This is a genomic window from Thalassolituus sp. UBA3500 (assembly GCF_002377545.1).
Taxonomy (GTDB): Bacteria; Pseudomonadota; Gammaproteobacteria; order Pseudomonadales; family Oceanobacteraceae; genus Thalassolituus.
The window spans coordinates 1-14,119 of sequence record NZ_DFQB01000005.1 but is presented as its reverse complement, the minus strand read 5'-3'; the positions used below and the strand labels follow the sequence as shown (position 1 = coordinate 14,119).

The 14,119-nt window shown below is 50.8% G+C and carries 11 protein-coding genes; 3 read left to right on the top strand and 8 right to left on the bottom strand.

The genetic code is table 11. The annotated features are described in order from the left end of the window. Positions 1-2 precede the first annotated feature (2 nt). Genes B2R29_RS02165 through B2R29_RS02150 form a run of 4 tightly spaced genes read right to left on the bottom strand, consistent with a single transcriptional unit; the run spans position 3 to position 2,832 of the window. The gene (locus B2R29_RS02165; protein ID WP_301179584.1) at positions 3-545 is read right to left on the bottom strand and encodes a pilus assembly protein PilP; all 543 of its coding nucleotides are present in this window, start codon (positions 543-545) and stop codon (positions 3-5) included. A 1-nt stretch (position 546) separates the two neighbouring features. Further along, a complete protein-coding gene (locus B2R29_RS02160; protein WP_301179583.1) occupies positions 547-1,179 on the bottom strand; it encodes a type 4a pilus biogenesis protein PilO in 633 nt (210 codons plus the stop codon). Continuing rightward, positions 1,172-1,729, bottom strand: coding sequence for a PilN domain-containing protein (locus B2R29_RS02155; RefSeq protein ID WP_301179582.1), 558 nt, complete (start codon positions 1,727-1,729; stop codon positions 1,172-1,174). Before B2R29_RS02155 ends, B2R29_RS02160 begins: the two co-directional genes overlap by 8 nt. Next, positions 1,729-2,832 (bottom strand): pilus assembly protein PilM, encoded by a 1,104-nt coding sequence (locus B2R29_RS02150; protein WP_349677978.1) that lies wholly within the window; start codon positions 2,830-2,832, stop codon positions 1,729-1,731. The genes B2R29_RS02155 and B2R29_RS02150 overlap by 1 nt, the downstream gene beginning before the upstream one ends. A 194-nt stretch (positions 2,833-3,026) precedes the next feature. Between B2R29_RS02150 and B2R29_RS02145 the strand changes: the two genes are divergently transcribed. Then, on the top strand, positions 3,027-5,498 hold the full coding sequence (locus B2R29_RS02145; RefSeq protein ID WP_301179581.1) for a penicillin-binding protein 1A: 2,472 nt from the start codon (positions 3,027-3,029) through the stop codon (positions 5,496-5,498). 68 nt (positions 5,499-5,566) lie between these two features. On the opposite strand, the gene B2R29_RS02140 is transcribed toward B2R29_RS02145, so the two are convergent. Continuing rightward, positions 5,567-6,970 (bottom strand): FAD-binding oxidoreductase, encoded by a 1,404-nt coding sequence (locus B2R29_RS02140; protein WP_301179580.1) that lies wholly within the window; start codon positions 6,968-6,970, stop codon positions 5,567-5,569. Positions 6,971-7,171: 201 nt separating this feature from the next. Here B2R29_RS02140 and serA point away from each other — a divergent pair, with 201 nt between their 5' ends. Further along, entirely contained in the window at positions 7,172-8,401 is a 1,230-nt protein-coding gene (gene serA / locus B2R29_RS02135) for a phosphoglycerate dehydrogenase (RefSeq protein ID WP_301179579.1), read from the top strand. A 335-nt stretch (positions 8,402-8,736) separates the two neighbouring features. On the opposite strand, the gene modF is transcribed toward serA, so the two are convergent. Both modF and B2R29_RS02125 read right to left on the bottom strand, forming a co-directional pair. After that, on the bottom strand, positions 8,737-10,158 hold the full coding sequence (gene modF, locus B2R29_RS02130; protein WP_301179578.1) for a molybdate ABC transporter ATP-binding protein ModF: 1,422 nt from the start codon (positions 10,156-10,158) through the stop codon (positions 8,737-8,739). Between the two features lie 205 nt (positions 10,159-10,363). Further along, a complete protein-coding gene (locus tag B2R29_RS02125; RefSeq protein ID WP_301179577.1) occupies positions 10,364-10,708 on the bottom strand; it encodes a histidine triad nucleotide-binding protein in 345 nt (114 codons plus the stop codon). Between the two features lie 178 nt (positions 10,709-10,886). Here B2R29_RS02125 and pgm point away from each other — a divergent pair, with 178 nt between their 5' ends. Beyond that, positions 10,887-12,530 carry a phosphoglucomutase (alpha-D-glucose-1,6-bisphosphate-dependent) gene (gene pgm, locus B2R29_RS02120; RefSeq protein ID WP_301179576.1) on the top strand — a complete coding sequence of 548 codons (1,644 nt, stop codon included), beginning with the start codon at positions 10,887-10,889 and terminating at the stop codon, positions 12,528-12,530. Between the two features lie 13 nt (positions 12,531-12,543). Here pgm and B2R29_RS02115 read toward each other — a convergent pair whose 3' ends face one another. Next, positions 12,544-13,806: a diguanylate cyclase gene (locus B2R29_RS02115; protein ID WP_301179575.1), complete on the bottom strand. Its 1,263-nt coding sequence runs from the start codon at positions 13,804-13,806 to the stop codon at positions 12,544-12,546. Positions 13,807-14,119 lie beyond the last annotated feature (313 nt).

The window sequence follows — 14,119 nt, the reverse complement described above, 5'->3', positions numbered from 1 at the left end:
AATTATTCTCCTGGCGCTCCGTTGAGGGCCAACGTTCTGGGCCGCTCAAGCCAGCCACCCTGTCCATCTGGTACGATTTCGATAAGGTTGATGCGGTCATCTTGTATCGATACGATGCGACCATGGTTCCGCCCCATGTATTCGCCTTCTTTAACCCTGACAACCCCTCCGTAACCATCTCGTATAAGAGCGAACAAATCACCCTGCGGCTTTTGCAAAGTACCGACCATACCAAGCTGATCAACACTGAACTGCTCCAGATACTCTTTTGCACGGTCTGGGTCTGGACGCACACTAAAGCCATTAAGGGATATTTTTTCAGTCTCTTCAGCAATAGCCGGCAAGCCGAAAGGTGATCTCAGAGCAGAAGCGCTGTAACTGAAAGATTCGTACGGTTTGAACTCTGGAATAGGCTCAACACGGCCTCTTGGCTTCGAACTTACGTCATCGACATAACGCTGAAGGTCAGAAACATTACCTGAAGAGCTACAAGCTGCGACAGCTATGCCCGAACATAAAAGAAGCAGCATTCTTGATATAATCACGTTACTGCCCCCTGCTATCCGCGTCGTACTGGTATGTTTTCGCTTCAATTTCCATAGACAGACGCTCCTGTCCCTTGGTTTTAACGATATTAAAGTCGTGCAGAGTAACAATCCGAGGTAGAGATGCGACACCCGATACGAACGCTCCCATCTCATGATATCCACCAGACACTTCAATATTGATGGGCAATTCTTTATAGAACTCCGATTTCTTCATATCCGCAGGATCAATCCGCTTCAGCTCTAACCCTGCGTTCAATGCTGCAGCGCTGATATCATCAATCAAGCCCGGGACTTCTGTATCTTTAGGCAGCTGCTTTAGCAATGAGCCAAAGCTTGCTTCCATCTCAACCATCTGCGTTTTGTATTCGTCCAGATTAGCGACACGAAACGCCTTCGTTTCAAAGTCCCGCTTTAGCTGCTGCTCCTGTCTTTCGAGTGATTCCAGAGATGATAACTGCCCCTGAAATAAAGCCAGATAAGATACGACAACGCCAACTACCAAAAGCATCACGCAGAAGGCAATTTTTCCTATGGCGGGCCAGGACCCCATATTCTGCCAATCGATATCACCGAGTTCAAAGCCCTGCAACTGCTCGACGATCGAAGTGGAGGATTTATTTGAATCAGCCATTATTATCCTCCGCTGTTCTTGGGTTCATTCGGGTCATCACAACCTCAAACTCGTTCACTCCAGCCGAGGTTGCTTCTACCTTGATGAGGGATGGATCTCTGAACCATTCAGACTGGTCAAAGTTGCGCATGAGAGCGGATACCCGGTTGTTACTTGAGGCGACACCGGCGATACGAACTTTATCTCCTTCAACCTCAAGCTTATTGAAGTACAGATCCTCAGGAACCGAGCGCACAATTTCATCAAATACCCGAACGATGACAGGGCGGTCACCCTGCAGGCGCTGAATCAGCTCCATCCGCTCTACCAGCTCAGCTCTGGTTTCTTTCAACTTCTGAATTTCGACGATTTTCTGATCCATCGCCGAGATCTGATTGCGCAAGAAAGCATTGCGGGAGTTCTGGTTCACCGCAGCATCATCGTAGTAGCGATAAACTACGAAGATAGAAGCCGCAACCAAAGTAACAACGCCAGCGATAACCACATAGAAGTTCTTGTTGCGCTCTTCGCGCAACTCTTCACGCCAGGGTAATAAGTTAATATTCGCCATCAGTCGAAACTCCTCATTGCCAGGCCAGCTGCGATCAAAAGCGAAGGCGCATCGTTCGCAAGCCAAGTCGCGTTCACTCGTTGTGACAGGGTCATACTAATGAATGGGTTAGCTACGACAGTAGGCGTCCCCAGTGCAGACTGAACCTGTTCTTCGAGCCCGGGGATAGAGGACGTACCACCAGCAAGAACGATGTAGTCAACGTCATTGAACTGACTCGAAGAATAGAAAAACTGGAGGGAACGACTCACCTGCTGAACCACGGCTTCGCGGAAAGGCCCGAGAACTTCAGACTCGTAATCGTCAGGAACGCCACCTTCGAGCTTCGCTCTGTTAGCGTCTTCTTCACTAAGGCCATATCGGCGCATAATGTCTTCGGTGAGCTGACTTCCACCAAATAACTGTTCGCGGGTGTATATCGACCGACCCTCGTGCATCACACTCAAGGTTGTCATGGTGGCGCCAATATCTATGACGGCGACGGTTTCTATGTCCTCACCTTCCAGCTGCGCATCCAGCAAAGAGAATGCACGCTCGGTACAGAACGCCTCGACATCGACCTTATTTACTTCAAAGCCGGCAATTTCAACGGAATCTTTTCTTCGCTCAACAGTCTCAGAACGGCAGGCAGCCAGCAGAACACTGACCATATCAGGTGATTTGTCACTTGGCCCGACAATTTCCCAGTCCAGAGCAACCTCTTCGAGAGGGTAAGGAATATATTGATCAGCTTCAGTACGGATCTGGAAATCCATATCGTCGTCACTAAGACCCGAGCTCATATCGATGGTTTTAGTAATCACGGCAGAGCCCGCAACAGCGAGCGCAACATTTTTAGCGTTAGACCGGGAGCGGACTACCGCTTGGCGGATCGCGTCACCAACAGCTTCTTCGTTGTTAATGCCTTGCTCAACAACAGCATTGGGAGGCAAAGCTACCGTTGCGTAGGCTTCGACCTGATAGCGTTCCCCCTGGCGACTCAACTCCAGCACTTTGACGGACGTTGAACTTATGTCCACCCCGAGAAGCGCCTTATTCTTCTTCTTAAACAGGCTGCCCAGCACGACAAAATCCCCTTCTGTTTCGCGAACTTGCGCGCGCAAGCTCACACAGATCCTATATAATTCCGGCCATTATAAGCACAATCCTGCGAAAAGAACAAAAAACCCTTATAATGCCGCATCCCGCATGATAGCTGGCTTTTTCAGGAATTTAACGATCTTTTTATATGAATATGGCAACTCCGCTCCTTAAGTTCACAATCTGGCTGTTTTTGTCTATCGGAGCCGGAGCCACCATGGCCATAACCGGTGTTTACCTGTACTTAGCGCCGACGCTTCCCGATGCAGAAACACTGAAAGATGTAGACCTTCAAACCCCTCTGCGCGTATACACCGCAGATGGCCTTCTGATAACTGAATATGGCGAGAAGCGCCGAACCCCTATTACATATCAGGAAATACCCCCTCAATTCATTGACGCACTTCTCGCTTCTGAAGATGACGGCTTTTTTGAGCACTCAGGAATAGACCTGAAAGGCCTTGCGCGAGCGGTTTTTGATCTTGTGACTACCGGTCGTAAGAAATCAGGGGGGAGTACAATCACTATGCAGGTAGCTAAAAACTATTACCTGAGCAGTGAAAAGACCTTCACCCGTAAGTTCACAGAGATCCTACTCGCGCTGAAAATAGAGAAAGCCCTTACCAAGGAAGAAATTCTTGAGCTATATGTCAACAAAATCTACCTGGGTAAGCGTGCATACGGTATTGAAGCCGCATCTCAGGTCTATTACGGCAAGTCGATCACTGAACTGAACCTGGCAGAGCTGGCGATGATCGCCGGATTGCCGCAGGCACCCTCCGCAGCAAATCCGATACGGAGCCCGGAGCGCGCCGTTTCGCGTCGTAACTACGTGCTTGCTCGAATGTACAACCTCGGAAAAATATCAGAAGCCGAGTTCCAACAGAGTATCCGCCAGCCCGCAACAGCTCGATACCACGGTGCCACCTCTGAAATCAGTGCGCCGTATGTTGCCGAGATGATTCGCCTGGAGATGATCCGGCGCTATGGTAATAAGGCCTACACCTCTGGCTACAGTGTGTACACCACCATCAACGCCAAACGCCAACAAGCAGCGAATGCGGCACTTCAAAAAGGTTTACTGAAATACGATCGTGACCACGGTTACCGCGGAGCTCAGGCTACTTATTCGGTTATCCCCCTGAGCGTTCCTGAGCCCCCGGAGTTAGAAGAGTGGATTGCACAGGCCGACCCAACCAAAGACGTTGACTGGCCCCAGACTCTGAATAACTGGGAAGAGCAGCTTCGCGAACTCGGCGACTTTGGCATTATCGAACCAGCCGTCGTCATGAACGCCATAGAAGAAGGAGCCTGGGTATACAGCGTCGGCCAAATACGTTGGCTACCATTTGAGGGAATGACGTGGGCTGCGCCGTACCTGAGTGTAAATTCGGTCGGAGAGGCCCCTGAAAATGCACTCGATGTGGCCAGTGATGGTGATCTTATCTGGCTCGAAGCAACGTCCTCGGGGCTGAAACTGGCTCAGGTGCCAGAAGCTGAAGGGGCTCTGGTATCTATGAACCCTCACAACGGTGCAATTGAGGCCTTAGTCGGTGGATTCTCAAACTCAGACAATCAATTTAACCGTGCTACTCAAGCGGAGCGCCAGCCTGGCTCTGCTTTTAAGCCTTTTATCTACAGCGCAGCACTGGACAATGGTTTCACCACAGCCAGCCTTATTAATGACGCGCCTGTGGTATTTAAAGATGCCAGTCTCGAGAGCACCTGGCGCCCAGAGAATTACAGCGGCAAGTTTTATGGACCGACCCGTCTGAGACAGGCGCTATATCGCTCACAAAACCTTGTCTCAATCCGCATTCTAAAGCAGATGGGGCCAGCCACAGCCGTTCGCTACATTCAGGACTTTGGGTTTAATCCAGCACGACTGAATAAAGATCTCTCACTGGCATTAGGCGCATCAGCGGTCACTCCTTTGGATATGGCGACGGGCTATAGCGCTTTTGCCAATGGCGGCTACAAGGTCAGCCCCTTTGTGATGCAGAGTATTATCTCGGATACAGGTGAAATACTGTACGAGGCCAACCCGGCACTCGCAATGGCGCCACCAGAAGAGGATTCAACTGGCAACTTCATCAGCGAAGGTGTTAACGACAACAATGCACCGGTTGAGAATAACTCTGAGCAAGCAGAGAACATTGAAGAGCCTACACTTTTTGCAGAACGCATAATGTCTCCAGAAAACCACTACCTGACAGTAAGCATGATGCGGGATGTCGTTCGCAGAGGTACAGGTAGAAAAGCGCTGGCGCTGGGTAGAAATGATCTTGCTGGCAAAACGGGGACCACGAACGATCAGAAGGACGCATGGTTTTCCGGCTTTAATCCCGACCTTGTTGCTACTGTCTGGATTGGTTTCGACCAGCCAACCACACTGGGGCGCTGGGCATCAGGCGGCGGTACGGCACTCCCTGTCTGGGTCGATTATATGAGGGAAGCTCTTGATGGCGCACCGGAAGAGCAGTTTGAACAACCAGAGGGGATTGTCACAGTTCGAATTGATCCGGACAGTGGGCTACTCGCTTCACCGGGCCAGAAAGACGCGATATTCGAATACTTCAAGACTGGGTCAGCTCCGACAGAATATGCCAGAACAAAAGACATCATCCCCTACCAGGAAGATGAAACCGGCTCAAGGGGAGGCAGCGTCATCCCGGAACAACTTTTCTGACCACGTTACAGGCACTCTACAATAAAAAAGCCCGGCAATTGCCGGGCTTTTTACTGTCTCGCATCGCCTCAGACGTCGATCAACTTACCCGGATTCATAATGTTATTCGGGTCAAACACCTTTTTAACAGCACGCATGTAAGCAATTTCTGCCGCAGAGCGTGTATATTCCAGATACGGTTTTTTGGTCATACCCACGCCGTGTTCCGCAGATACAGAGCCCTGATATTTTTCCACGATCTCAAATACCCAGGTTGATACCTTGCTGCAGCGTTCGAAGAACTCTTCTTTCGCCAGGTCATCTGGCTTCAGAATATTCAGATGCAGGTTACCGTCACCTATATGGCCGAACCAGATGATCTCGAAATCCGGATATTCCCGTGTCACGATTTCATCGATATCACGCAGGAATGGCGGTACTTTTGATACAACCACAGAAATGTCGTTCTTGTACGGCGTCCACTCCGAGATCGTCTCAGAGATATCCTCACGCAAACGCCACAGGTTTGCCGCCTGAGTTTCGCTCTGGCTGATCACACCATCGACGACCCAGCCTTCTTCCATGCACTTCTCGAACTGAACCATGGCCTGATCCATATCAGCATCGGTCACGGCTTCGAATTCAATCAATGCATAGAAATCAGTGCTGGTTTCGAACGGCGCTGGCACATCACCGCTTGCCAGAACTTTCTGCATCGCCTGGTCAGAGAAGAACTCAAATGCAGTCAGATCCATCGTCGACTGGAACTGACTCAGCACTTTCATCACATCGTCCAGCTCCGGAATGCCCAGCACCAGTACCGTCAGGTTTTTCGGTGTGCGGGTCAGACGCATGGTAGCCTCGGTCACAAAGCCCAACGTTCCCTCACCGCCGATGAAGAGCTGGCGCATGTCGTACCCGGTGTTGTTTTTCATCAGGTCTTTATTCAGCTCGAGGATCTCGCCCTCGCCGGTAACGACCGTCATACCAGCCACCCAGTCACGGGTCATACCCCAGCGGATTACTTTAATACCACCGGCATTCGTTGAGATGTTTCCACCAATCTGACTGGAGCCCGCAGAGGCAAAATCAACCGGATAGAACAGATCGTTATCTTCAGCAAAGGTCTGCAACTGCTCTGTAATGACACCCGCACCGCATTTCACGGTGCGATCTGTCGCGCTGAAGTCAGAAATCTGATTCATATAATCAAAGGCAACAACAACCTCACCGTTTGCGGCAACGGCTCCGGCGCTGAGGCCGGTACGGCCGCCAGATGGCACCAAAGCAACATTTTCAGCATTCGCAAACTTCACTATGTCTGCGACCTGCTGTGTTGTCTTTGGGAAGACAATTGCGGATGGCTTTGGTGGATAGATTTTCGTCCAGTCCTTGCCAAAGGTCTCAAGAGAATCGGCATCAGTGCGCACTTTGTCTGCGCCAACGATGGCTGAAAGCTGCTCAACCAGAGCGTCTTGTGTCAACGTGGTCATGGAGTTACCCGATGTTTGAATCATATTCACCTCGAATTGAGCAATATTCGTGTTGAATTCATGCTCTGAGGCTCACTTTAATAAAGGTATATGCTAGCATACGCGCCTTATTTTTCGGAGCGGTTTTAAGCCGCCCAGCCCCGCTCGCTGCAAGGTGTGCGGGGACCTGACAGCTATTACTTACTGACTATAGGTACCACCATGGCACAAACGTCCCTGGATAAAAGCAAGATCAAGTTCCTCTTGTTGGAAGGCGTACACCAGTCTGCTCTCGATACACTGCAGGCTGCTGGCTACACCAACATCGAGTATCTGAAGACTTCGCTGCCGGATGACGAGCTGAAAGCCGCCATCAAAGACGCCCACTTTGTGGGTATTCGTTCACGTACACAGCTCACCGAAGAGATCTTCGACGCAGCCGAAAAGCTGATTGCTGTGGGTTGCTTCTGCATCGGTACCAACCAGGTTGACCTGAAAGCAGCAACTAAGCGTGGTATCGCGGTGTTCAATGCGCCGTACTCCAACACCCGCTCTGTAGCGGAGCTGTCGCTGGCCGAAATCATCATGCTGATGCGTGGCATTCCAGCAAAGAATGCCGAGTGCCATCGCGGCGGCTGGAGCAAGTCTGCTGTTAACTCCTACGAAATCCGAGGCAAGAAGCTGGGTATCGTCGGTTATGGCTCTATCGGTACGCAGCTTTCTGTCATGGCCGAAAGCATGGGCATGGAAGTGTACTTCTACGACGTAGTGACCAAGCTACCAATCGGTAATGCCAAGCAGGTTGGTACGCTGAACGAACTGCTTAACCTGGCTGACGTTGTATCCCTGCACGTGCCAGAAACGCCGTCCACTAAGTGGATGATGGGCCCAGAACAATTCGAGCAGATGAAAGAAGGTTCCATTCTTCTGAATGCATCTCGCGGTACTGTGGTCGATATCGATGCGCTGGCTGATACTGTACGCAGCGGCAAACTGCTGGGCGCTGCGATTGACGTGTTCCCAGTAGAGCCTCGCTCTAACAACGATGAGTTCGTCTCTCCACTGCGTGAATTCGACAATGTCATCCTGACCCCACACGTCGGTGGTTCAACCATCGAAGCTCAGGAGAACATCGGTAAAGAAGTTGGCGAAAAGCTGGCCACTTACAGTGACAACGGCACGACAACCTCTTCTGTGAACTTCCCGGAAGTTGCTCTGCCATCGAACCCGAATGTTCACCGCATCCTGCACATCCACAAAAACGTGCCTGGTGTGATGAATGCGATCAACAGCATCTTCGCGGAAAACGACATCAACATCTGCGGCCAGTACCTGCAGACCGTTGAGGAAGTGGGATATGTCGTGATTGATGTGTCTGCGGATGCCTCTGATCTGGCGCTTGAGAAGATCAAGCAGGTTGAGGGCACCATTCGCGCCCGCGTCCTTTACTAAGATCGGAGCTACCTGCGGTGCCAGAGCTTTGTTAAAAACTTCTGAAGAATATGACCGCCATGGATGGCGGAAATGCAGATTTTGCAGGAGCAAAAATCTGCCTCACTTACATCCAGTAGGCTCCGTTTCCTCAGAAGTTTTTGCCTCGCTCTGGCTGCCTCGGCAACGCTCCCGAGACAATGCAACGTATAGATAAAGAAAAAGCACCTTCGGGTGCTTTTTTATTGCCTTGTACTTCTATTTCCATCGCCGGGACGCAGCAAGTACATCCCTGTATGCTTAGCTGTGCCATCCATGGCACAGATACCCGCCTAACGGAAACATAAGTACCAGGCTTAAATCTCAAACCCGCAAGAATTATCAATCCCCAGCCGTAAGTGATGACTTACCTCCGCCGGGATCTCATCCGCATGGTGAGTCACATAGAGAAGCGTAATGGTTCTCTGTTCTGATAAGCGACGGATAAAGGCGAGCACCATTTCACGGCTTGGGTCATCCAGCCCCTGACACGGCTCGTCGAGAATTAACAGTGGCGGCTGTTTAATCAACGCGCGAGCGATCAACACCAGACGCTGCTCTCCATAAGACAGATGATGCAGGCTCTGGTTGGCCTTGTGGCGTAAACCAATCATCTCCAGCCATTGCTCAGCCAATCGTCTGTCGTCATCGCCCGCCGCCTGATACAGACCAATACTGTCGTACAAGCCCGAGATCACTGTGGTCAGCACATTCGTGGTCGCCCGGTATTCCCACTGCAATGACGATGACACCAGACCGATATGTTTTTTGATATCCCAGATCGTTTCACCGCTGCCTCGCTTCATCCCGAACAGATAAAGCTCGTTGCGATAGCACTGAGGGTTATCACCAGTAATCATCTGCAGCAGACTGGTTTTACCGCAACCGTTCGGTCCCGTAATAGCCCAGTGATGACCCGGCTCAACCTGCCAGTTGAGCTCTGAAAAAAGGGTTCGATCACCGTAGATAATTGAGCCGCTAACGATTCGAATCAGAGGCTCGCTAGTATTCAGCGCATACTTGATGGGGGCTTCCGGAAAATCCGATAGAGGTTTATCAAAATGCAGCAGAGAGTGAACTTCAGGCGAGGTAAGTACCGACTCACGTTCGCCCTGCACTAATAAGCGAGCATCGTGAACAAACGCCAGATGCGTCAGCCAGTCTGGCAGCTCATCTAAACGGTTAGCCACCCACAACAGACGTTGACCACTTTGGTGCAGTCTAAACAACGCGTCCGCCAACGCTTCACGGCTCTTGGCATCCAGGCCTTCAAGTGGCTCATCCAGAATCAGCAGGCCGGGGGTCTGCCGCACTGCATTCACCAGCATCACCTTACGACTCTCACCGGTGGATAACAAACGGAAACCTTGCGAGAGAATGTGCTCCATCCCCAGCAGTTGAATCCAATCAGATACCTCATCCACAGGCGCCAGTAACTCACTGACCAAGGTCCCGATATCCTGCTGATCCATCAGATCAGACTCATCTTCGCGGCGCTCCTGCTCAATCAACGCCGCCTGCGCTTCCAGAGATACAAAAGCAACGTGCTCTGGCAGGCCTGAAACCTCACCATGACTCAAACGAACATCACCGGCAAACAAGCGCGACAGCACCGTTTTACCGCTGCCGTTCGTCCCGATAATGCCCCAGGTCTGATCCGCAGAGACAGACCAGTCATCAACAACAAGATTTCGCCCGTCATGCAGACGCGCACGGAGTTCTTTAAATTCAGTGTTCATCGGTAATAATTTAGCGAGTAGATTTCAAAATCAGAAAAGAGCCAAATGTTTAATACGACGCATCGAAAGCGTCAGCTAACGGTGCTGTTAACGCGTCGGTGAGGCCGCTGCCACACGGCCGGACGTTATTGAGAAAACGGAGTTTAGTGCGCTAAATGAGTACCTCGAAATAACGTCCAACACAGTGGCAGCAACGCAACCAGCGTTAACCCGGAGGCCAGGAAAGATCACGCCCACCAATAACATGCATGTGCAGGTGAAACACCGACTGCCCCGCCCCTTCACCGTTATTAATCACCAAACGGAATTTATCCCCAAGGCCTTCCTGCTCAGCGACTTTATTCGCAACCAGCATCATATGCCCCAGAAGTGCAGCGTCCGGTTCTTCCGCATCACACAGGCGCGGGATCGGCTTACGTGGAATCACCAGAATATGCATCGGTGCCGCTGGGAACATATCGCGGAACGCCAGACACTGATCATCTTCATAAACGATTTTAGCGTCAGCTTCACCACGGGCAATTTTGCCGAAAATAGTATCTTCAGACATATCGAAGTCTCGTTAATGAACGGTATTGAGAGGGTAACCGAATGCCTGTCTGATCACCACTCTCGGTACTATGGCGAGCGGGTTCCGTTGCCATTCTTCCGAAAGTGTCTGGAAGCTGTCACACACAGAGGGCACAATACCCGGTATTACCAGACGTCTTTGTAAGGAAACTCTCTGCATGAGCCTACACGAAAGAGCCGGTCAGAAAGCACTCACCTCTGATCTTGCCAACATCCCACGCCTGATCGCCGAATATTACGTACGTCAGCCATCCGCCGATACGATGGTAAGCTTCGGTACTTCCGGCCACAGAGGCAGCTCAGCCAATGGTTCCTTTAACGAAACGCACATTGCTTCTATATGCCAGGCGTTAGTTGAATACCGTAAAGAGAAGAGTATTACCGGCCCGCTCTATATTGGTATGGATACCCATGCCCTTTCTGAATGTGCTTTCATCACCGCCGTGGAAGTACTTGTAGCGAACGGAGTTAGTGTTCGTGTTCAGCAAGGACGTGGCTATACACCAACACCTGTGATCTCCCATGCGATTCTGACATACAACCAGGGTAAAACCTCAGAGCTGGCGGATGGCATAGTCATCACCCCTTCGCACAACCCACCTCAAGACGGTGGCTTTAAATACAACCCGCCCAACGGTGGTCCAGCGGACACTGACGTGACTACACAGATTCAGGACCGGGCTAACGAAATTATTAGCAACGGCAGTAACGACGTAATACGCATGAGCTTTGATGAAGCCTGGGCATCTGATCTGGTGACTGAATACGACTACATCAAACCCTACGTTGATGATCTGAAAAATGTCATCGATATGGACGCTATTGCTAAAGCTGGCGTAAAAATCGGCGTCGACCCACTAGGTGGCTCGGGTATCGCCTACTGGGACGTGATTGCCGAAACCTACGGGCTGGATATCACAGTGGTAAATGAAAGCGTTGATCCGACATTCTCGTTTATGACACTGGATAAAGACGGCAAGATTCGTATGGACTGCTCAAGCCCATACGCCATGGCCGGGCTAATCGAAATGAAGGACGACTTCGATATCGCACTCGGCAACGACCCGGACTACGACCGCCACGGTATCGTTACGCCTTCTGTCGGCCTGATGAACCCGAACCATTATCTCGCGGTTGCCATAAACTACCTGTATACCCATCGACCGCAGTGGTCACAGGATCTCGCCATCGGTAAGACACTGGTGTCATCCAGCATGATCGACCGGGTTGCTGCCGACCTTGGGCGTACGCTCACTGAAGTTCCTGTGGGCTTTAAGTGGTTCGTCGATGGTCTGTATACCGGAAAGTTTGGCTTCGGCGGTGAAGAAAGTGCTGGCGCTTCCTTTCTACGCAACGATGGCACCGTCTGGTCAACCGATAAAGACGGCATCATCCTCGCCTTGTTAGCCGCAGAGATCAAAGCCGTTACCGGCAAAGATCCGGGTGAACACTATATTGAGCTGACGAAGAAATTCTCGGCCCCCGTCTACAAGCGTATCGACGCTGCGGCTAGCGGCCCACAGAAATCTGTTCTGAAAAAGCTGAGCGCGGATGACGTTACGGCCGACAAGCTTGCGGGTGAAGACATTCAAGAAAAACTGACGCACGCATCAGGTAACGGAGCGGCGATTGGCGGTCTGAAAGTCAGTACTGAAAATGGTTGGTTTGCGGCGCGTCCGTCGGGTACCGAAGAAATCTATAAAATCTACGCCGAGAGTTTTAAAGGTGAAGAGCATCTTGCTCAGATCATCGACGAAGCTCAGACCATTGTCAGTGCGATGTTTAAAACGGCTGGAGTTTAAAGAACAAAGATACTCAGGTAGGCGGCTCGTATAAAGTTACCAGATTACGGCCGCCTTCTTTTGCCAAATACAATGCCTCATCCGCCTTCAATAGAAGCCCCTCCAGCGTCTCACCAACAGGCGATGTAACAGAAGCAAGTCCGGTACTGACCGATACCCGCAAATAGTCGTCATCAGGTAATATGAAGAGTTGTTCACCTACATAACGCCGGAACTGGTCCAATAGACCGTATGCCTTTTCCACGTCCAGACCGGGAAGCACGAGAGCGAACTCCTCTCCGCCATACCTTGCCAAATGAAAGCGCGAAAAGGTGTTCTCCAGATGGTCGGCCAGCTGAGTAAGAACAGCGTCCCCTGCATCATGACCGTGTTCATCATTAATGCTCTTAAAGTGATCGATGTCCATGAGCGCTATGGAAAAGGCGGTTCCTTCAGAGACCATCTTGCGCACAAGATTCTGACCTTCCTCTACAAAGTAGCGGCGGTTATTAAGCCCCGTCAGGTAATCTTTATCAGCCTGTTTCCTCAAAGCTATCAGCTGTTCAAGCGCCTCTATATTGTTAGTAACCCGGCAACTGAACTCTTCCTGCTGGAAGGGCTTCTGTAAAAAGTCATTAGCCCCCTTTTTTATGAACTGGACTGATATGTCCGAGTCCTCCTGGCTGGATAAGCCGATGACCGCGAGCGGTCTTTTATCAAAGCGATGACGAATTTCTTGAACAAAATGAAAACCGTCCATCACTGGCATATGAAAATCCGTGATAACAAGTGATATGTCAGAGTCCAGCTCTAGTATCTCAAGGCCCTCTTGACCATCCGCGGCCTCAACAACAGAGAAACATTGAAGTTTAAGGTAACCGGCTACGACCTGGCGCATAGTGGAAGAATCGTCAACAACCAGTGCTTTAAGACGGCGATTACGATCCAGGCGATCTAACATGCGGACGGCGTATTGATACGAAAACCGATTCTCCTTAATTACATAGTCAGCTACACCCGACTTGAGTAATGATTGTCGCTGCTCAAGGTCATCACTTCCTGTTAAAACAACAATCGGAACTTCGTTATCGAGGAGATACTCAGCCATCTCTCCACGCGGTGCATCAGGAAGCGAAATATCGACAAGAGCGGCGACCAAAGAGCTCTTATGATCCTCATATAGCTTCTTACCCTCCGACATCGTAGAAGCGAACAACACAGGCTCCACACGCTGCTGCTTGAACGTATGTTTAAGTATCTTCTGGACGATCGAACTATCTTCTATTACCAGGAACACGCTCACCTCCCACTACTTTTTACAGTGTAGGCAGTAAATCTGACTCGGTTAGTGTGGCATACATAATAGACAGGCCAAATGTATATGCAGACGGTGTCCAGAAGCAGTTACCAAGCGAGGCATCTTCCCGATGGCGTGTGGGTCGCAGAGGCTTTCGGGGATAGGATCCCCTCCTACATATTTCTGTCGAAGCGCCGCATCGCGCTTGCGCGACGCTGTAGGAGGGAAGCGTCTTCCCGATGGCGTGTGGGTCGCAGAGATTTTCAGGGATAAGATCCCCTCCTACATTTTTCTGTCGAAGCGCCGCATCGCG